Annotated in this window: 17 protein-coding genes; 2 read left to right on the plus strand and 15 right to left on the minus strand. The window is 53.6% G+C overall.

Going from position 1 to position 20,594, the window contains the following annotated elements; all coding sequences use genetic code 11:
- Positions 1-67: 67 nt before the first annotated feature.
- The 8 genes from trpA to ACFWUB_RS04815 all read right to left on the minus strand — a co-directional run bounded on the left by trpA (position 68) and on the right by ACFWUB_RS04815 (position 8,311).
- On the minus strand, positions 68-844 hold the full coding sequence (gene trpA, locus ACFWUB_RS04780) for a tryptophan synthase subunit alpha (protein WP_416184305.1): 777 nt from the start codon (positions 842-844) through the stop codon (positions 68-70).
- Positions 837-2,021: a tryptophan synthase subunit beta gene (gene trpB, locus ACFWUB_RS04785; RefSeq protein ID WP_416184306.1), complete on the minus strand. Its 1,185-nt coding sequence runs from the start codon at positions 2,019-2,021 to the stop codon at positions 837-839. Before trpB ends, trpA begins: the two co-directional genes overlap by 8 nt.
- Positions 2,022-2,025: 4 nt before the next feature.
- Complete coding sequence (locus tag ACFWUB_RS04790; RefSeq protein WP_416184307.1) at positions 2,026-2,628, minus strand: phosphoribosylanthranilate isomerase; 603 nt, start codon at positions 2,626-2,628, stop codon at positions 2,026-2,028.
- On the minus strand, positions 2,621-3,409 hold the full coding sequence (trpC, locus tag ACFWUB_RS04795; RefSeq protein ID WP_416184308.1) for an indole-3-glycerol phosphate synthase TrpC: 789 nt from the start codon (positions 3,407-3,409) through the stop codon (positions 2,621-2,623). Before trpC ends, ACFWUB_RS04790 begins: the two co-directional genes overlap by 8 nt.
- 11 nt (positions 3,410-3,420) lie before the next feature.
- Positions 3,421-4,443 (minus strand): anthranilate phosphoribosyltransferase, encoded by a 1,023-nt coding sequence (gene trpD / locus ACFWUB_RS04800; protein WP_292281383.1) that lies wholly within the window; start codon positions 4,441-4,443, stop codon positions 3,421-3,423.
- A gap of 37 nt (positions 4,444-4,480) precedes the next feature.
- Positions 4,481-5,047, minus strand: a complete 567-nt coding sequence (locus ACFWUB_RS04805) for an anthranilate synthase component II (protein ID WP_020311616.1) — start codon at positions 5,045-5,047, stop codon at positions 4,481-4,483.
- Positions 5,044-6,513, minus strand: coding sequence for an anthranilate synthase component I (locus ACFWUB_RS04810; RefSeq protein ID WP_020311615.1), 1,470 nt, complete (start codon positions 6,511-6,513; stop codon positions 5,044-5,046). The genes ACFWUB_RS04805 and ACFWUB_RS04810 overlap by 4 nt, the downstream gene beginning before the upstream one ends.
- Before the next feature lie 502 nt (positions 6,514-7,015).
- Positions 7,016-8,311: a hypothetical protein gene (locus tag ACFWUB_RS04815; RefSeq protein WP_416184309.1), complete on the minus strand. Its 1,296-nt coding sequence runs from the start codon at positions 8,309-8,311 to the stop codon at positions 7,016-7,018.
- A gap of 599 nt (positions 8,312-8,910) precedes the next feature.
- On the opposite strand from ACFWUB_RS04815, the gene ACFWUB_RS04820 reads away from it, so the two are divergent.
- Entirely contained in the window at positions 8,911-9,837 is a 927-nt protein-coding gene (locus ACFWUB_RS04820; protein WP_292108331.1) for a LysR family transcriptional regulator, read from the plus strand.
- 239 nt (positions 9,838-10,076) lie between these two features.
- Here the strand turns inward: ACFWUB_RS04820 and nifJ are convergent, their stop codons facing one another.
- Positions 10,077-13,589, minus strand: a complete 3,513-nt coding sequence (nifJ, locus tag ACFWUB_RS04825) for a pyruvate:ferredoxin (flavodoxin) oxidoreductase (RefSeq protein ID WP_416184310.1) — start codon at positions 13,587-13,589, stop codon at positions 10,077-10,079.
- 544 nt (positions 13,590-14,133) lie between these two features.
- Here nifJ and ACFWUB_RS04830 point away from each other — a divergent pair.
- Positions 14,134-15,195: an RNA-guided endonuclease TnpB family protein gene (locus ACFWUB_RS04830; RefSeq protein ID WP_416183804.1), complete on the plus strand. Its 1,062-nt coding sequence runs from the start codon at positions 14,134-14,136 to the stop codon at positions 15,193-15,195.
- A 380-nt stretch (positions 15,196-15,575) separates the two neighbouring features.
- Here the strand turns inward: ACFWUB_RS04830 and ACFWUB_RS04835 are convergent, their stop codons facing one another.
- The 6 genes from ACFWUB_RS04835 to ACFWUB_RS04860 all read right to left on the minus strand — a co-directional run bounded on the left by ACFWUB_RS04835 (position 15,576) and on the right by ACFWUB_RS04860 (position 20,570).
- A complete protein-coding gene (locus ACFWUB_RS04835) occupies positions 15,576-16,127 on the minus strand; it encodes a glutathione peroxidase (protein ID WP_020309726.1) in 552 nt (183 codons plus the stop codon).
- Positions 16,128-16,146: 19 nt separating this feature from the next.
- Positions 16,147-16,599, minus strand: coding sequence for a desulfoferrodoxin family protein (locus ACFWUB_RS04840; protein WP_416184311.1), 453 nt, complete (start codon positions 16,597-16,599; stop codon positions 16,147-16,149).
- A 107-nt stretch (positions 16,600-16,706) separates the two neighbouring features.
- Entirely contained in the window at positions 16,707-17,861 is a 1,155-nt protein-coding gene (locus ACFWUB_RS04845) for an autotransporter domain-containing protein (protein WP_416184312.1), read from the minus strand.
- 19 nt (positions 17,862-17,880) lie between these two features.
- On the minus strand, positions 17,881-18,879 hold the full coding sequence (locus ACFWUB_RS04850; protein ID WP_370856882.1) for an MBL fold metallo-hydrolase: 999 nt from the start codon (positions 18,877-18,879) through the stop codon (positions 17,881-17,883).
- Positions 18,880-19,024: 145 nt separating this feature from the next.
- The gene (pth, locus tag ACFWUB_RS04855; RefSeq protein WP_036202476.1) at positions 19,025-19,588 is read right to left on the minus strand and encodes an aminoacyl-tRNA hydrolase; all 564 of its coding nucleotides are present in this window, start codon (positions 19,586-19,588) and stop codon (positions 19,025-19,027) included.
- Between the two features lie 16 nt (positions 19,589-19,604).
- Positions 19,605-20,570, minus strand: a complete 966-nt coding sequence (locus tag ACFWUB_RS04860; protein WP_292281967.1) for a ribose-phosphate diphosphokinase — start codon at positions 20,568-20,570, stop codon at positions 19,605-19,607.
- Positions 20,571-20,594: the final 24 nt, after the last annotated feature.

The raw sequence follows: 20,594 nt of genomic DNA on the forward strand, positions 1-20,594 counted from the left end.
CTGCGGACTGCGGACTGCGGACCGCGTCTATTTCGACAAACGATGAACGACCAACGACGAACGTCCTTTAACCGCTGATCGTCGCTTCTTTCATGGCTTTGACGTAGTCGTAGATGTGCGGTGCTGCGTCGCCGCCGTATTTGGCGATGATCTTGACGATGGCACTGCCTACGATGACACCGTCGGCGACGCGGCCGATGTTCTTGGCCTGTTCCGTCGTGTTGATGCCGAAGCCGACGGCACAGGGTACGTCTGTGACTTCTTTAGCCGTATCGATGATTTCCTTGAGGTCCGTCTTGATTTCCGTCCGCGTCCCCGTGACGCCCAGGGAGGAAACGATGTACAGGAAGCCTTCGCCGACTTTAGCGATTTTCTGGATACGATCTTTCGACGTCGGCGCAATCATCGAGACGATGTCGATGCCGTGCGCTTTAGCGGACGCTGCGCATTCGTCCCGTTCTTCAAAGGGCATATCCGGGATGATGATGCCGTCCATGCCGACTTCTTCGCAGCGGGCAAAGAATTTTTCTACGCCGTAGTGGAAGACCGGGTTGAGATAGGTCAAAAAGACCAGGGGAATCTGCGACGTCTGGCGGACGCGCTTGACGAGTTCAAAGACATCGTCGATTTTCGTGCCGGCCTTCAACGAGCGCAGGTCTGCTTCCTGGATGACGATGCCTTCGGCGATGGGGTCGGAAAAAGGAATGCCGATTTCGACGAGGTCTGCGCCGGCTTTTTCCATGGTCAGAATATATTCATACGTCTTGTCCAGCGACGGATCGCCGGCGGTCAAAAAGCCGATGAAGGCTTTGCCGTTCTTGAATGCGTTGCCGATCTTACTCATGTAAGTCCCTCCCTCTGTATCTTGCAATGGCGGCTACGTCCTTGTCGCCGCGGCCGGACAGGCAGACGATGATGCTGTCGTCCTTACTCATTTTCGGTGCGATCTGCATGGCTTCATAGACGGCATGGGCGCTTTCGATGGCGCAGATGATGCCTTCCGTGCGGGCCAGGTATTCAAAAGCGGCGACGGCTTCGTCGTCCTTGACGGGGACGTACTGAGCACGGCCGGTCTGATGGAGATAAGCGTGTTCCGGCCCGATGCCCGGATAGTCGAGGCCAGCCGAAATGGAATAGACTTCGTCAATCTGACCGTCTTCATTCTGGCAGAAAATGGACTTCATGCCGTGGAAAATGCCGACTTCCCCTTTGGCCATAGTAGCGGCATGCATCTTGGTGTCGATGCCCTTGCCAGCAGCTTCGCAGCCGATGAGCTTGACGTCTTTATCGCCGATGAAGTGGTAGAACATCCCCATGGCATTGCTGCCGCCGCCGACACAGGCCAGGACAGCCGAGGGCAGTTTCCCTTCCCGTTCGAGGATCTGCTGACGCGCTTCCTTGCTGATGACGGACTGGAAGTCGCGGACCATCATCGGGAAGGGATGAGGACCCATGGTCGAGCCGATGACGTAGTGCGTATCGTCGACGCGGCTGACCCATTCGCGCATGGCTTCGTTGACGGCGTCCTTGAGGACCCGCGAGCCCGACGTGACGGCGTGGACCTTGGCGCCCAGGAGTTCCATACGGTAGACGTTCAGGGCCTGGCGGATCGTATCTTCTTCGCCCATGAAGACTTCACATTCCAGGCCGAGGAAAGCCGCAGCCGTGGCGGTCGCGACGCCGTGCTGGCCGGCACCGGTTTCGGCGATGACCCGCGTCTTGCCCATTTTCTTGGCCAACAGGCACTGGCCCAGGGCGTTGTTGATCTTGTGGGCGCCCGTATGGTTCAGGTCTTCGCGCTTCAAGTAAATCTTGGCGCCGCCCAGATCTTTCGTCATCCGTTCTGCATAGTAGAGCAGGGACGGACGGTTGGCGTAATTGTCGAGCAAGTCTTTCAATTCAGCCTGGAAATCGGGATCACTCTTATAATGGCTGTACGCTTTTTCCAAGCGCTGGATTTCATTCATCAATGTTTCCGGTATGTATTGACCGCCGAAGGGGCCAAATCTTCCTGTACTCATGTAGTTACCTCCTGTAAGCACGTACTTGTGCCATGAATCGTTTCATTTTTTCTTTGTCTTTCACGCCGTCTGTCTCAATGCCGCTGCTCACATCCAGGGCAAAGGGTTGGAGCGCTGCCGCCTGGGCGGCATTGTCGGGATTGAGGCCGCCGGCCAGAAAGTACGGTCTGTCTATATGGGCCAGCAGGGCCCAGTCGAAACAGTCCCCGGTCCCGCCGGCGCCGTGGTCGAGCAGGATGTAGTCGGCCCGGCTGCACCGGGCCTGCCGGACATCGGCTTCGCTGGCGATGGAAAAGGCTTTGATGACCCGTACCTTCAAGGTCTGCTGGACAGCTTCGATCATCGCGTCGTCTTCGCATCCGTGGAGCTGGACGATCTGGATGGTCCCGGCCGTCACCAGCTGCCCTATGTGTTTCAGACTGTCATCGACGAAGACGCCGACGGCCGGGATAGACGGGTCCAGGGCCTTGCGCAGGGCTGCGGCCTGGTCGTCGCTGACGCGGCGCTTCTTGCCGGCAAAGACGAAACCGGCATAATCAGGATGCAGTTCATTGGTCCAGGTGATGTCGCAGGGACGCTTGAGGCCGCAGAACTTGACCTTAACCACGGCTGCCTCCGGCCAGCTCGTCGAGCATGGCCTTCTTATCGGGGCTGCGCATGAAGGTCTCGCCGATGAGGACGGCGTCGACGCCGTGTTCGCGCAGGACCTGCGTGTGGGCTGCCGTCTTGATGCCGCTTTCGGCGACGAAGAGGATGTCCTTCGGTACCAGCGGCCGCAGGCGGCAGCTCGTATCGAGGGATACCGTGAAGTCCTTGAGGTTGCGGTTATTGACACCGATGATGCGGGCACCGATGGCGATGGCCCGGCGCACTTCGTCTTCATCGTGGGCTTCGACCAGGGCCGACAGGCCCAGAGAATCGGCCAGCTGGAAGAAGGTCCGCAGCCGGTCGTCGTCGAGGACGGCGCAGATGAGGAGCACAGCCGACGCGCCCAAGGCCCGGGCTTCGTAAATCTGGTATTCGTCGATGATGAAATCCTTGCGCAGGACCGGCGTATCGACGGCAGCGGCGATTTCCTGCAAATACTGCGGGCTGCCCAGGAAGTAATCCCGTTCAGTCAGGACGGAAATGGCTGCGGCGCCGGCCTGTTCATATTCTTTGGCAATGGCGACGTAAGGGAAATCGGGAGCGATGAGGCCCTTCGACGGCGAGGCCTTCTTGACTTCACAGATGAAGGATAAGCCCGGCTTCTTCAGGTTCCTTTCAAAGGGGAATCCTTCTTTCTTCGGAGCTGCCAGGGCCCGCTGCTTCATGACTTCCGGCGGGACCTGCTGTTTATCCGTGACCAGCCGCTTGGCAACGGCTGCCGTAAGATCATCTAATATCATAGGGCACCTTCTCACTCGTCGCTGACGGCAATGCATTTTTCCAGGGCTGCCGTCGCCTTGCCGCTGTCGATGAGGCTGGCTGCGAGCTGGATGCCGTCGGCGATGGAATCGGCTTTGCCGGCGACAAAGAAGGCTGCACCGCTGTTCATGAGGACGGCATTGCGTTTCGTCCCCTGGATTTTCCCGGACAGGACATCACGGGTAATCTGGGCGTTGACTTCCGGCGTCCCGCCGACGAGGTCTTCTTTCGTCCCCGGCGTGAGGCCGAAGTCTTCCGGTTTGATGACCGATGTCCGGTAATAACCGTCGCGGAGTTCACAGATCGTCGTCGGGCCGTTCGGCGAGATTTCGTCGAGTTTTTCCTGACCGTAAGCAACGAGGCCCCGTTTGACGCCGAGGGAGGCCAGGACCTTGGCCAGCGGTTCGACGAGATAGCCGTCATAGACGCCGAGGAGGAACATTTCCGGCTTGGCCGGGTTGGTCAGAGGGCCGAGGATGTTGAAGACCGTCCGGAAGCCCAGTTCCTTGCGGATAGGGCCGACGTATTTCATAGCAGCGTGGTATTTCTGGGCAAAGAGGAAGCAGAAATTCGTTTCTTCGAGCATCTTCAAGGCCAGCTGCGGGTCCTGCTGGATGTTGATGCCCAGCGCTTCCAGGCAGTCCGCCGTACCGCACAGGGACGAAGCGGCCCGGTTGCCGTGTTTGGCGACCTTGACGCCGCCTGCGGCCAGGACCATGGCCGACGTCGTGGAAATATTGAAAGAATGGGCGCCGTCACCGCCGGTGCCGACGATTTCCAGGACTTCCATGCCCGGATGGGGAACGGGCGTCGCCAGGGAGCGCATGGCTTCGGCACAGCCGGAAATTTCATCGATCGTTTCGGCTTTGGTGCTCTTCGTCGAAAGGGCAGCCAGGAAAGCGGCGTTCTGAGTCGGCGTCGTTTCGCCTTTCATGATTTCCATCATGACCTGATGGGCTTCGTCGTAAGTCAAATCGCCTTTATTGACAATCTTGATAATCGCTTCTTTAATCATCGTAAGTACCTCCATTCAAAGAGTCATCTATATTACTTTATAATGTAAGGAAATTTTCTACCATCATCGGCCCCTGGGGCGTCAAAATCGATTCGGGATGGAACTGCAGGCCGTAGACGGGATACTGCTTGTGACCGACGGCCATGATTTCGCCGTCTTCCGTATGGGCCAGGACTTCCAATTCTTCGGGCAGCGTATCCGGGTCGAGGGCCAGGGAATGATAACGGCCGACGTCGACCTGTTCCGGCAGCCCTTTAAACAACGGGCTGTCCGTTTTCAGCGTCGCTACGGACTGTTTGCCGTGCATGAGCTGCTTGGCATAGGTAATGGTTCCGCCGTAGACTTCGCAGATGGCCTGATGGCCTAAGCAGACGCCCAGGATGGGGACCTTGCCGGCGAAGTAGCTGATGGCTTCTTCGCAGACACCGGCATCGGCGGGACGGCCCGGACCGGGTGAAATGATGAGGTGATCCGGATGCATGGCTTCAATATCCTGGACGGTCTTTTCATCGTTGCGGATGACCGTGATATCCGGGTCGAACTGACCGAGGAGCTGGTAGAGATTATAAGAAAAACTGTCGTAATTATCAATGAGAACTATCATTTGTCGATTCCTCCATTAGCCTGCTGTAATGCAATGACGACGGCTTTGGCCTTGTTCAGACATTCCTGATGTTCCTGTTCGGGGATGCTGTCGGCGACGATGCCCGCACCGGAGCAGGCATAGACGTGATTGCCTTTCTTGTAAGCCAGGCGGATGCCGATGCAGCAGTCCATATTGCCGGTAAAGTCGATGTAGCCGATGGCGCTGCCGTAGACGCCGCGTTTGTGGCCTTCTAGTTCGTCGATGATTTCACAGGCCCGGATCTTCGGCGCCCCCGACAGGGTGCCCGCCGGCAGGACCGAAGCAATGGCATCGACAGCCGTCTTGTCCTTGCGTATCGTACTGTGGACAGTCGAGCCGATGTGCATGATGTGGGAGAAGCGCAGGACGTCGAGATAGCGTTCGACGTGGACGCTGCCGAATTCGCTGATGCGGCCCAGGTCATTGCGGCCCAGGTCGACGAGCATGTTGTGTTCGGCCAGTTCCTTGGTATTGTGCAGGAGTTCGTCTTCCAAGGCCTGGTCTTCTTCCGGCGTCTTGCCCCGCGGCCGCGAGCCGGCCAGAGGGAAGGTGAAGAGGTCGCCATTTTCCAGGCGGGTCAGCGTTTCCGGCGAAGAACCGGCCAGTTCGATATCGTCACCAGAGAAGAAGAACATGTACGGCGACGGATTGATGGTCCGCAGGACGCGGTACGTATCGAGGAGGCTCCCTTCGGCTTCGGCGCTCAGGCGGTTGGCCAGGACGACCTGGAAAATATCGCCTTCACGGATGTAGTTCTTGCCCTTTTCGACCATCTGGCAATATTCTTCTTCATTGAACAAGGGTTTGAAATCGCTCTTGAGCTGCAGCGGTACGTCCGGTGCCTTCTTGCCTTCGCAGATGAGGCTTTCCATGCGCTTCATTTCCAGGAGGGCCCGGTTGTAATTTTCTTCAACCGAGTCGAGGCGGACATTGACGATGAGGTAAATCTGCTGTTTCAGGTTATCGAAGACGATGACCTTGTCGAACAACATGAGGTCGAAATCGTTGAAGCCATCATCATCGACGGCATTGAGCTTCAGCGACGGTTCGGCGTATTTGATGAAATCATAGGCAAAGTAGCCGACCAGGCCGCCCGTAAAGGGAGGCAGGTCCGAAAGGCGCGGCGCCTTATTATCTGCCAGGATCTGGGAAATGAGCTGTTCCGGATGGTCCGTATGGATCTGGACTTCGGCGCCGGTCTTGATGTGGACCGTGCTGTCCTTGCAGTACAGGCCCATCTGCGGGTCATAGCCGATGAAAGTGTAGCGGCCCCAGCGCTGGGAGTCTTCCATGCTTTCCAGCAAATAGCAATGAGAGCTGATGTTCTTGACGATGCGCAATACTTCGATGGGCGTGCGGACGTCGGCATATATGCTGCGGCAGATGGGCACGACCTTATATTCACCTTGATATGCTTTTACCTGTTCCAGACTGAGCGTTTCCATATGAGCCTCCTAAAAAAAGAATCCGTCCATGACAATGTTACTTGTCAAGGACGGATTAAGTTCCGCGGTGCCACCTTGTTTCAGGGATCGAGCCCTACTCTCGACGGAATACCAACATATTCCCGGCAACTGACGTATGCCAACACGTCGCAGAATACTCAGCCTTACGGCCTTTGACTGCGCCCTCAGCGGTCCATTTAACGAGCTGCGTCGGCCGGCTCTCAGCACCCCGGCTCTCTGTACGTGCACGTCATCGTTTTTACTTCCGCCTCAATGGTTTCATGGACGATGTTCGGTTGATGGTTGTATGATACACCGCATTATGTAACCTGTCAAGGCCATTTTTGTCCACTATTTAAAGACAATCGTTTTACTAATAAAAAAAGCTTGTCGCGTACACGACAAGCTTTTTAGTGGCTAGTGGTCAGGGATTAGTGGCTCACATGGCGTTACGAACCATGAGCCACCAACTGCTAATCCCTAGCGGCTAACTGCTAGGAAACTACATCATCGCGATGACCGGCGAGATGATGAGCAGGATACCGGCGAAGACGATGAGGACTAAGGAAATGCCTTTATACTTGTGCAGGGCATTGACCTTATAGACCAGGTAGGCCGGGATGAGGCAGGCGATGATACCGAAGATCGGGCCGAGCAGGGTCAAAAGCTTGAGGACCGGTGCATTGAGGACGATGGCGCCCCAGGCGACGGCGACGGCGAAGATGAGGATGCCGTGACGGACGACGGTCTTGCTGATTTTTTCTTCCGGAATGAAGCGGCGCAGGATGTTCATAGCAATCCCCTGGCAGGCTTCACGGAAGCCGAGGAAGACGCTGAAGAAAGCCGTCATGACAGCGAAGATGTTGAGGATAAGGCTGAAGATCTTGACGGCGCTGCCATCAAACCCTCTGGCAACGATGGCCAGGGCCGAAATGTTCTGGGAGTAAGCGAGGACGGCCTGGTCATGACCGAGGGCCAGGTTGAAGGACATAGCGTACGAGAAAATCGTGATGAACAAGACGGAGAAAGCGATTTTCATAGCCCGCATGGCTTTATAACGGGCGACGTGGATGGACTTGTTGTGAGAGCGGTAGGAAATGACCATCGGGCTGATGCTGGGGATGAAGAGGATCGATGTCAGCGTGACCGGCAGCATGGCGATGGTATTCTTGACGAGGTAGCCCAGGTCCGGGAAGACGCCGATGTTGGCCAGGTTCCAATGCTGGATCATGATGCCGCCCAAGCAGATGACGACTAACAATTTCGTCAGGACCATGAGCGTCGATACGCGGAACAGGAGCTGTTCACCCCGGGAGGCGATGAGGACCATGACGCAGATGATGGCCAATCCGTAGAAGGGGCTATCCGACAGGAGCGTGTCCGTTACGCCGAAGGAAAACAGGAAGGACGCGCTGTCGTTGGTCAGGGCTGTCGAATACATGAAGACGCAGATGAGGATGCTCAGGAAGTAGAGGATCCCCAGGAGGAAGCCCCAGTTCTTACCGAGGTAACCGCTGATGACGCTGGGATAATCTTCGCACCGCGGCGAATCTGCCAGGGTATTGATGAATAAGCACTGTAAGAGATAGATAGCCGGATAGGCGATGATAGCTGAGAATAAATAAACCCATACGCCGACCAGGCCTACCTGAACGGGCAAAAAGACGATACCGGCGCCGATGGCCATGCCGATACTCATAATAATCCAGCCCCAGTCCGTACTGTCGAACTTGACGGCTTCTTTCCATTGTGCATCTGTCATGCCCGCCTGCCGGGCCAATGCTGCTGTTGGGTTCATATGAATTACCTCCTATGATGGATACATTTGAAAATAAAGTGTCTCTCTTAACATTACATGTTTGTCGATGTCATCGGCTCCCCTTTCTCAATTTCTGTTCATATACATTTTATCTATATCAGTTATGGTCTATTTTCCAAAAACCGTAAAATTTAATGTATATGTCGGCGTTTCACCTTTTACTAAAACGTTCTATTTCTTACTTAAAGTATAACATGGAAGGTATATGCTGTAAAATATTCATTGCGCAATTTACTTTTATAGGAAATTCCTATATCAACGACTTATTTCCTTTAAATTTTCTTCATCATTTGCTAGGTTTTTCATATATTGAGAATGACTTGTTCTCACGATTCCAGCATTTCTATGAAGAAATGTCCTTTCCAAAAAGTCAAATTTCGATATATTTTCTTTATAATTTGTAAGTCATGGCTAGACATCTCTTTTTAGCTTTTCGTTTTTATTTATTCTTTATTTTCATTTTAAATATTCCTTTATTGTATCAAAAACTCATAACTTTCCTCTATTTTTTTATTTTGATACAATAAAAGTACGATATGCGATTCTATAGGTACGGTTGATATTCGAGGTGTTTAATTATGACTTTACAGCAACTTAGTTATATCTTAGAGTTATCTAAGCACAATTCAATTTCGGCTGCCGCACAGGCTGTGAACATCTCCCAGCCCAGCCTGAGCACGGCCATACGGGACCTGGAAAAAGAGTTCTCCCTGACCCTGGTCGAGCGCAACCGCCATGGCATCATGTTCACACCGGCAGGGCTGGAATTCCTGCACTATGCCGGTCACATCCTCTCCCATGCAGCGGCCATGCACGACCATTTCCAGGCAGAAAAAAGACAGGACCTGCCCCAGATCCTGTCCATCTCTTCCCAGCACTATCCCTTTGCCGATGAAGCCTTCATCCATGCCCTGCAACACGTCCAGCCGGGCAAGTCCTGCGTATTCACCCTGCGCGAAGGGCGGACGTCGCAGGTCATCCACGACGTCGTCACCCGCGAGAGCCATCTGGGCATCCTCTTCTTGTCCCATATGAACGAGCGCTTCCTGCAGGACTTATTCCACAAAAACAAGCTGGAATTCACGTCTCTTTGCGCCTTTACGCCCTGTCTTTACGTCCGCAGCGGCCATCCCCTGGCAGCGTGTCAGCACGTCGTTCCCAGTCAATTTGCGGAATATCCCTGTGTCCGCTTTGAACAGGGCCATGACAAGTCCCAGTTCTCGGAAGAACTGCTCCTGCCCAATCCGGCCAGCCGCCAGTGCATCTACGTCACCGACCGTTCCACCCTGTTCAGCGTCATACGGTCTACCGATGCCTACACCATCGGCACGGGCCATGTAGCCCCGTCGATCATCGGCCGCCATATCCAGGCCATTCCCATCGAAAATCCCCTGGATACGATGACCGTAGGCTGGATCAAGATTGCCGGAGAACCCCTGCCCGAAGAAGCCCGCCACTACATCACCATCCTGGCCGGCCTCTTAGAAGGACGGGAGCATGGCTAGTGGCTCGTAGTTCGTGGCTTGTAGTGGCTGTCTCACGAAGGGGCTCATAATCCGTAGGGGCTCGCACGTGGCGAGCCCGTCCCAGGATACATGTGATTTTCTGACCAGTCTGCTAGGAGAAGCTTCCAGATTCCTAACGGGTCGCCCACGCGGCGACCCCTACAGTGCAAAAAAACCGCCCCATTAAGCGTGTTCTTGCTTAATGGGGCGGCTCCTTTTTTCACTTACAACGAACTTATTTATTTGTCATCATAGGCTTTTGTCATGCGGACATAGCCTTCGTAGCGGTCCTTAGCATCTTCTTCGGTCTTTTCAAAGAGTGCTTCTGCCGTATCCGGGAAGGTGCGCTGCAAGGACGAGAAACGTGTTTCACCCATGAGGAAGTCGCGGAAGTTGGCTGTTGGCGGTTTTGAATCGAGGATGAAGGGGTTCTTGCCCTGTTTCTTCAATTCCGGATTATAGCGCCACAGATGCCAGTAGCCGGCTTCGACTGCCCGTTTTTCTTCGAGCTGGCTCTGACCCTGGCCGACTTTCAGGCCGTGGTTGATGCACGGTGCATAACCGATGATCAGGGACGGGCCGTTGTAGGCTTCGGCTTCTTTAAGAGCCTTCATGAACTGGTTCTTATCGGCGCCCATAGCGACCTGAGCGACGTAGATGTAGCCGTACTGTGCTTCCATCATGCCCAAGTCCTTCTTGCGCGTCTTCTTACCGGAAGCTGCGAACTGGGCAACAGCTGCCGTCGGCGTAGCTTTGGAAGCCTGGCCGCCTGTATTGGAGTAAACTTCCGTATCGAAGACCAGGACGTTGACGTCTTCGCCCTGAGCCAAGACGTGGTCCAAGCCACCATAACCGATATCGTAAGCCCAGCCGTCGCCGCCGAAGATCCACTGGCTGCGTTTGACCAGGAACTGTTTCATATCATAGACCTGTTCCAGTGCCGGTTTGCCGTCTTTTTCAGCTTCCAGGAGGGCAATGACCTTATCCGAACGTTCGCGGGTGCCTTCGCTTTCAGCCTTGTGTTCTTTCCATTCCGTAAAGGCTGCCTGCAGTTCCGGGCTGGCGACGTCCATAGCGGCATCGATGTACTGTTCCAGCAGTTTCCGTTCCGTCTTTTCAGCCAGCATCATACCGAAACCGTATTCTGCGTTGTCTTCAAAGAGGGATGTCGACCAAGCCGGGCCGTGACCCTGAGCGTTCTTGGTATAGCCACAGTCCGGTGCACTGCCACCCCAGACGCTGGAGCAGCCGTGAGCGTTGGCAATCATCATGCGGTCGCCGAAGAGCTGGGTGACGACTTTACAATACGGCGTTTCAGCACAGCCTGCGCAGGCGCCGGTGAATTCGAGGAGCGGCTGTTCGAACTGGCTGCCGATGACGGTATTCTTATCCATCGGGTTGGCTTTGACCGGCAGGCCGATGACGTAATCCCAAAGAGCCGCTTTATATTCTTCGCCGTCGAAAGGTTTCATGGTCAATGCCTGTTTCGGGCAGACATGGGTACAGCTGCCGCAGCCCAGGCAATCCATGACGGATACGACGATATTGTACTTGTAGCCCGGAGCCACTTTGATTTCCTTGTCCTGGTAGCCTTTCGGAGCCTTAGCGGCTTCATCAGGCGTCATCAGGAACGGACGGATAGCAGCATGGGGGCAGACGAAGGAACACTGGTTACAGCCGATACATTTTTCAGCATCCCAGCTCGGTACGAACATGGCGACGCCGCGTTTTTCTTCGGCGCAGGTCCCCGTCGGCCAACGGCCGTCTTCGATGCCATCATAAGCGCTGACCGGCAGGTCGTCGCCTTCAAGGGCATTGACAGGAATGGAGAATTCGCGGAAGAATTTCGTATGTTTCGACATGTCGACCGGTTCATCGACAGCATCAGCCCAGGCGGCCGGTACATCGACCTTGACGATAGCAGACAGGCCCTGGTCGATAGCTTCATTGTTCATGTCGACGATATTCTGGCCTTTCTTGCCATACGATGCGACGACGGATTCTTTCAGTTTCGCAATAGCCAGGTCCAAGGGGATGACATCTGCCAGTTTGAAGAAGGCCGATTGCATGATCATGTTGATGCGGCCGCCGAGACCGATTTTCTGAGCAATGCCGACGGCGTCGATGATATAGAACTGGACGTCGTTGCGGGCAATGGCACGTTTTAATTTAGCCGGCAGTTTTTCGTCCAGTTCTTCCGGTTTCCAGACCGTGTTGAGCAGGAACGTACCGCCCTTTTTGATGCCCCGCAGGAGGTCGAAGCCATGGACATAGGACTGGCGGTGGCAGGCGATGAAGTCGGCATTATTGATGAGATACGGCATCTTGATCGGCGTATCGCCAAAGCGCAGATGCGATACGGTGACGCCGCCGGATTTCTTGGAGTCATAAGCAAAATAAGCCTGAGCATACATATCGGTGTTATCGCCGATGATCTTGATGGCACTCTTATTGGCGCCGACTGTACCGTCGGAACCGAAGCCCCAGAATTTGCAGGCTTTCAGGCCTTTGCCACCTGTCGTGATGCCTTTGACGCGCGGCAGAGATTTATAGGTAACATCGTCGACGATGCTCAAAGTGAAGTCGTTCTTCGGTTCGAAGGCCTTGAGGTTTTCAAAGGCAGCGACGACGTCGCCCGGCAAGAATTCTTTCGATGCGATACCATAGCGGCCGTGGTAGACTTTCGGCGCATTGTCTGCTACGGCAAAGGTAGCAGCTACGCTGTGATAGAGCGGTTCGCCGTTGGCGCCGGTTTCCTTGGTGCGGTCCAGGACAGCGATCTTCTTGACCGTATTCGGCAGAGCGGCCAGGAAATGCTTTTCCGACCAGGGCCGGAACATGTGGACGTTGATACAGCCGACCTTTTCGCCTTTATCGACGAGCATCTTGACCGTTTCTTCAATGGTCTGGGCGCCGGAACCCATGGCAACGAGGACGAATTCAGCATCAGGAGCGCCGGTATAGTTGAACAGGTGGTATTCACGGCCCGTGATTTCACTGATTTTCTGCATGTAACCTTCAGCGACATCGGGAACGCGGTCGTAGAATTTATTGAGGGCTTCGCGGTGCTGCATAAACGTTTCAGCCGGTTCGCAGAAAGAAATGGCTTCCGGATTATCCGGATTCATGCCGCGTTTGCGGAAGGCCCGGACGGCATCCATATCGAGGAGAGGCCGGAGTTTTTCATACGGCAGGACTTCGATTTTCTGGATTTCGTGGGACGTGCGGAAGCCATCGAAGAAGTTGATGATCGGGATGCGGCAGGAAATAGCCGTGGCATGGACGACAGCTGCCAGGTCCATGATTTCCTGGACACTCGATTCGCACATCATGCTGATGCCCGTGCCGCGCATAGCCATAGCATCGTCATGGCCGGCAAAAATCGTATAGCCGTTGGTGGCAACTGTACGGGATGCGACGTGGAAGACACCGGGCAGGAGTTCGCTGGAAATCTTGAACATGTTGCTGAGCATGATCATCATGCCCTGGGAAGATGTAAAGGTCGTCGTCAATGCGCCGGTATTCAAAGCGCCGTGCATAGCACCGGCAGCCCCTTTTTCAGACTGCATTTCCTGAACCTGGACGGTCGTGCCAAACAAGTTCTTACGGTCATGAGCAGCCCATTCATCGACGTGTTCAGCCATCGGCGACGACGGCGTTATCGGGAAGATGGAAGCCAGTTCCGTAAAGGCGTAGGCAATATAAGCCGCAGCTTCGTTGCCATCCATTGTCTTGAAGATTTTCTTTGCCATAGTACTTTTCCCCTTTCTGTAAAACCTGGTAACTGAAAGAATCCGTGTACACTTAGGAGTCATCTTTAACATTGCGCAGATAAAATCATCTTTTTTCACTATATGACTAAGGTATTTTTTAGATGACTATTTGTTATCTTCATTGTACTATTTCGAAAAAATTTATGCAAGGCCTTTCTAGTAAAACGTTCATCTTATGCCGATTTTGTCTAAACGCGTATATATTCATGAAAAAGAGTCATAAAAAAACAGGCTGTCACACAAAGACAGCCTGTTTTTTAGTCCTTAGTTTGTAGTTTTCAGTTTTTAGTGAATGGACAGCTAAAAATTTAACCTGATTCTGCAAGAAGTCTCCCGCCTCTTTAGGCGGTGAGATGAATTGCAGGTTTTTCTGAGGACTCGATGCCATCAGAAAAACAATGGCTTCACAAGTTGATTTGCAGTATAATCAGTAGTAAGAATGAAAGGATTTGGAAAGTCAAGGCAGGTGATGATAGTGAATAAGGCATGCCGTTACAGGCTCTACCCGACAACAGAACAGAAAATGATGTTTGCCAAGACCTTCGGCTGTGTCCGATTCATCTACAACAAGATGCTGAGTGACCGCATTGACTATTATAAGGAAACCGGCCAAAAGCTGAATAACACGCCTGCGCAGTACAAGGAAGAATTCCCTTGGTTAAAGGAAGTAGATAGTTTAGCCCTTGCCAATGCCCAAATGAACCTGAATAAGGCCTACAGCCACTTTTGGAATGACAGCAAGCATTTCGGCAAGCCGCGCTTCAAGTCAAAGAAAAATTGTCGTGCTTCGTATTCTACGAACAACCAGAAAGGCTCTGTCCGAATCGAGGGCCATAAGGTGAAACTGCCGAAAGTCGGCTGGGTGAAACTATGCCAGCATCGTCCCTTGCCGGAGAACAGTATCATAAAGACCGTAACCATCAGCAAGACGCCATCCGGAAAGTACTATATCAGTATGCTAGTGGAGTATGAAAACCAAATACTCCCTGTCATACCGAAGACCTTCCTGGGCCTGGATTTTGCGATGCACGGCTTGTATGTGGCTTCCGATGAGGATGAGGCTAAGTATCCCGATTTCCTGCGAAAGGCAGAGAAGAGATTGGCTAAGGCACAGCGGAAGCTATCCAAAAAGCAGAAAGGAAGTCACAATAGAGAAAAACAAAGGCTTCGCGTAGCTATTCTCCATGAGAGAGTGTCCAATCAACGGCGGGACTTCCTGCATAAGAAGGCTCGCTACCTTGCAGACCGCTATGATGCCATTGGCATTGAGGATATTAGCGTCAAAGCGATGGCCAAGCGGAAAAAGGGTGGCAAGTTCAGTTTTGGCAAATCCGTAACTGACAATGGCTGGAATATGTTCACGAACATGCTGGAGTATAAACTGGCTTGGCAAGGCAAACAGCTTATCAAGATAGACAAGTGGTATCCCAGCAGCCAGCTGTGCCATGTTTGCGGATATCAGAACCACGAAACCAAGGACTTATCTGTAAGGGAATGGGATTGCCCTAAATGTGGCAGTCACCATAACCGCGATAAGAACGCGGCCATCAATATCCGAGAAGAAGCCAGGCGGATATCTGCCTGACGTAATCCATAAAATACCGTGGGGCGCACGGGAATCTACGCCTGTGGAGAGAGTGTAAGCCGCCGCAACTCTTTGGAGTCAGTAGCGCTGTTCTCGTTGAAGCAGGAAGCTCCCGCCTCTATAGGCGGGAGTACGTTCACAGCTTATACTGTACCCATAAGGTTGGACAGTCCCCTTTTTAAGTGGTTAGCGGCTAGTGGTTCGTGATTAGCAGATGGTTTTATAGTTTGTAATACGGATGCCACGTGAGCGGCCCGTTAGGGATTGGGATAATTCTTCCAGCAAACGGGGCAGTAAATCATACATATCCCGAAGCGGGCGCCCCACGTGGCACCCCTACAAAAAAGGGACTGCCGCATGTGCGACAGTCCCTTTTCTTATTAGGAGAGGAGTAGTTTTTCGAGGATTGGGTCTAATTCTTCCGGTGTCGTGCTGGGTTCAAAGCGCTGGACCTGGCTGCCGTCCCGGTTGATGAGAAATTTGGTGAAATTCCATTTGATGCCGTTGCCCTGGGCATTGTCCGGATAGTATTCGGAAACGACCTTCTGGATGAGCTGGCCGCTTTCTTTATCGGTTTCGTAGCCTTTAAAAGGCGCGGCTCCCGTGAGGTATTGATAAAGCGGAGCTGCCTGATCACCGCGAACGTCGATTTTCGCAAAGAGCGGGAAGGTGACGCCATGGTTGAGGCGGCAGAACTGTTCGATGTGCTGGTTATCTTCCGGGTCCTGTTCCAGGAACTGGTTGCACGGGAAACCGAGGATGACCAGGCCTTTATCCTTATATTTCTGATATAAGGCTTCCAGGCCGTCGTACTGTGGTGTAAAGCCGCATTTGCTGGCCGTATTGACGATGAGCAGGACTTTATCTTTATATTGGCTCAGGGATACATCGTGACCCTGGATATCTTTGACAGTGAAATCGTATACGTTCATGACGTGACCTCTTTATGGTTTATAATTTTTGGATAACGCAGCCGCCAAATTCCGGCGAGCAGGTGGCCCCGTCGAGGGACGGCGCTTCTTTGACAGCGAACGACTCCTTCCACAGGCCGTGGAGGTTGCAGTATGCATAGACTTCGCCGGCATCGCCTGTTTCAAATTCAGCCTTCGGTTCTTCACCTGGTTTGAGGTAACGGATGTCGACGCCGTTGTCATCGACAAGGGCAATCCATTCGATGTAATGCTTTTCTTCCATCGGGTGTGTCACTGAGCCGACGTGGACTTCCAGATGACCATCGATTTTCTGGATAGCCGGTACGTGTTTTTCTTTAGCTGCATCGACAGTGTCGGCGACGAGATGAGTCAATTCCTGGCCGGCATAGATGAGTTTTTCCGGTACTTGCGTGCCTACAGATACTAAAACGCTGCCATCTTTATCGTTACGGTAAAATTCTACGTGTTTCATATGGGTTCCTCCTTCAGGGCTTGGCCCCTTAATAATTATTTTTCTTTATGTGCTCATTATAGACTAAATCGGTACGCTTATCAATAATGGAGAATAATTATTCTTTATTATTTTTTCTTGATATCCAGCTCAATGCTGTGCGGGTCTTTCTTTAGGGCCTTCATCCGTTCCCGCGTCGTCCGGCTGGCACCGCCCCATTTGAGGACCAGTCCACCGTTTACACTCCACGTCGACGTCATATTGGAGCCGGACCGCCTTGTCAATTCGCCCCAGACGGAATTCCCCTTCCCCAAAGACAGGGACGTCCCAAAAGTCATGTCATACCAGGTGTAATGGCTGGAACCGACATCGGCCGTCTGGGGTGCCTGGCCATCGCCATGGAGACTGCCCGTCGTAGTCCCATTCATTTCCCGCTGAACGCCAAAGCGGCCATAGAGCAGGCCGGCATGGCCGTTGACGCTATACGATTTGCCGGCCATAATGCCCAGGCGTCCGGTGACATAGGGTTTATTCCCGGACCGATAGGTCACGTCGTCTCCGCTGACCGTGTAAGGGAAGACATAACTCAGGGACAGGCCGGCCTGGGGTTCCCAAAAGAATTGCTTGGGCAAGAGACGCGTTTCATAATAGCGTATACCAGCAGCGATCAGCCAGTTCCGGTAGTTGACCAAATCGCTATTCCCATCGGCATCGCTATAAGAGACAGTATGCTGCAACTGGGACAGGCGGATGACGGCATCACCGTGACGGTCGTGCTTATCGCTCCATTCCATGGCAAAACCGCCGCCATATTCCTTGATAGAGTCAGACCCGCCACCATAGGGCTGGCTTCCTGCCTGACCATTAGTATATACATTCGACGTGCTCATCGTATAAAAAGCGCCCTGATGCAGGGTCCCGCCCCAACGGGCCATGGCATGCGGCGAATCATAACCGATGAGGGTCGCACTGTAGTCCTGGCTGAAAGACAGGCTGCCGTAATCGGGAAAGGTATAGCTGCGATAATCGGTCTTGACCCACCAGCCCGTATCTTCTGACGGTTCGGCCAAGTCTTTATAAGAAGCGAAACGATTATCATCGCTGCGCCGCCAGAAAAGGTCCGACGCCATTTCATAAAAAGAAGCCGTCCCAGCCTGTGTCGCTGCCAAAGACCGGCCGGCAGACGACCAGTCCGCCGTTCCTGCAGCAGCTGCTCCGGCCGGACAGACCAGGAGCGAAAAAGCGATTATCCAATTACGCAAACCAGGCAGACTGAATTTCATAAAAACCTCCTTCGAGGACTTATGTTTCCGTCCTTACTAAATCATAATGGCGGCAGCCCTGTTCTTCACGGCAGCACAGGACACCGTGGTCGACGAGATATTCGATGTGGGCCAGCGTTTCCCCCAGGGCGAACCATTTCTGCGTCGGCGGAAAGTCCTTCCACTGCTTGCCGCGCATGGACCAGGTCATATGCGGGGCGATGTCGTAGGCCGTGCTGTGCGGATAGAGCCCTGCCAGATGGCAGATTTCCGCCAGGCGTCGGTCGTGATGGGCCACGATTTCGTCGATGCGGCCGGCAATGGACGTATCGCCTTCACGGTGTCCCGGCAGGGCCAGTCGGACGGGGAGGTCCCGCACTTTCTGTAAACTTTCGAGATAGCATTGCAGGGCCTGTTTCATATGATACCAGACCTGGATGTTCGGCGTAATGTCGAAGAGGATGTGGTCACTGGTAAAGAAGACCTGCTCTTTCGCCAGGTACAGACAGCACAGGCCCGGCGTATGGCCCGGCGTGTGAATGACCTGTAAATCGCAGCCGGCCAGGTGGAGGCAGTCGCCGTCATGGACAGGGTTCACCGGGAAATGCGGGTCTGGCGAAAAGGTCCGGGCCTGGTTGGAGAACTGCGTCTTGATTTCGGCCGGCGGCATGCCTTCGCGCATGAAGTTATCTTCAGCCGCTTTCCACGTCGAACCGTCTTCCGAATCGACGAGGTACTGGTAATCGACGGGGTGCATGTAAACAGGACAGCCGGCAGCGGCAAAAAGGCCGACGAGACCGCTGTGATCGGCGTGGAGATGGGTGATGAACAGGGCTGTATCGGCTTGTAAACGAATACCCAATTCCTGTAAACCCTGGCACAAAGCGCGTTTACATTCGGGCCGGTTGAAACCCGTGTCGATGACTAGATTGCCAGACACTCCTTTGATGACATAGGCGTTGAGATACTGCAGGGGATTGTCAGGCAAATTGACGCGGATACGGTATATATCGGGATGAGAATGAACTTGTTGGATCATGGGACCTCCTTTTAAAGGAATCAGGCGGGCCGCCCTCTGGGACGGCCCTACGAATAAAGGCCTTTAAATTTAAAACCATTCACTAAAAACTACAGACTGCAAACTTACTACTCAAAAAGAGGCTGTCAGATGACAGCCTCTTTTCTCATTTCTTCTTTTTAGGATTATAGCGGTTCATGCCTTTGTCGACGCCCAGGCTCAGGCAGCCTTCGATAGCTGTCGCTGCGTCTTCAATGCCCTGCTGGTAGGCTTCACGGAGTTCTTCCGGGAAAGGAGTCAGGACGTGGTCGACGACGTCATGGTGCGGCAAGGGCCGGCCGATGCCGACGCGGAAACGGGTGAAATCGGTACAGCCGTTGGCAAACAGGCTCTTGATGCCGTTATGTCCGCCATCGCTGCCGCTCTTGCGGATGCGCAGACGGCCGACGGCCAAGTCCATATCGTCATAGGCGACGTAGACATCGGGCTGATCGATTTTATACCACCGCATGAGCGGGCCGACGGCGCGGCCGCTTTCATTCATGTACGTCTGCGGCTTGACCAGGATGATCTTTTCGCCGTTCACCGTGGTCTGGGCCACAAGGGCGTCCATCTTATCCTGCCACAAGGTCACGTTCCAGCGCTTGGCTAATTCATCGACGACACGGAAACCCGTGTTGTGTTTCGATTCTTCATATTGGCGGCCCGGATTGCCCAGGCCTACGATCATATGCACGACAGGTCCCTTATTTATCGAAGAGACGGCTTACGGAAACGTCGTGGAAGATGCGCATGATAGCTTCGCCGAGGAGCGGTGCGACCGAAAGGACTTTGATCTTATCGATCTGTTTTTCCTGCGGCAAAGGAATGGTATTGGTGATGATCAGTTCGGAAATGACTGATTTCTGGATGCGTTCGACAGCCGGGTCGGTGAGGACAGCGTGAGCGCAGGCAGCGAAGACACGGGAAGCACCCATTTCTTTCAGGGCTTTCGCGCCACCGCACAAGGAACCAGCCGTATCAACGATATCGTCGACGAGGATGCAGGTCTTGCCTTTGATGTCGCCGATGATGTTCATGACTTCAGCAACGCCCGGACGGGGACGGCGTTTTTCGATGATGGCGATAGGTGCATTGACGCGGTCAGCCAGATCGCGGGCACGCGTTACGCCACCGAGGTCAGGAGATACGACGACGATGTCGCCCATATCCGTTTCTTCTTTTTTCTGATTGATGTATTTGGCAATGATGGAAGCCGAGCCGAGGTGATCGACAGGGATGTCGAAGAAGCCCTGGATCTGGCCGGCATGCAAGTCCATGGTAACGACGCGGGTAATGCCGGCTGTCGTCATCAAATCAGCAACCAGTTTGGATGTAATCGGTTCACGGCCGCGGGTCTTGCGGTCCTGACGTGCATAACCATAATACGGAACAACGGCGGTAATGTGTTTAGCCGAAGCGCGTTTGAGGGCATCTGCCATGATGAGCAGTTCCATCAGGGTGTCATTGGCCGGCTGACAAGTCGGCTGGATGACGAATACGTCCTTACCGCGGACACTTTCGTCGATCATGACCTGGATTTCACCATTGTTGAATTTGCCAACAAAGGCTTTGCCCAGTTCCAAACCGAGGTAATCGGCAATTTCCCTGGCCAATTCCGGATTGGCATTCCCCGTAAAAATCTTCAGCTTTTTCCCGTCTTCGTAACTCATAGTGAGCCTCCCTGTGTAAGTAGT

It is taken from the genome of Megasphaera sp. (genome assembly GCF_047831605.1).
Lineage (GTDB): Bacteria > Bacillota > Negativicutes > Veillonellales > Megasphaeraceae > Megasphaera > Megasphaera intestinihominis.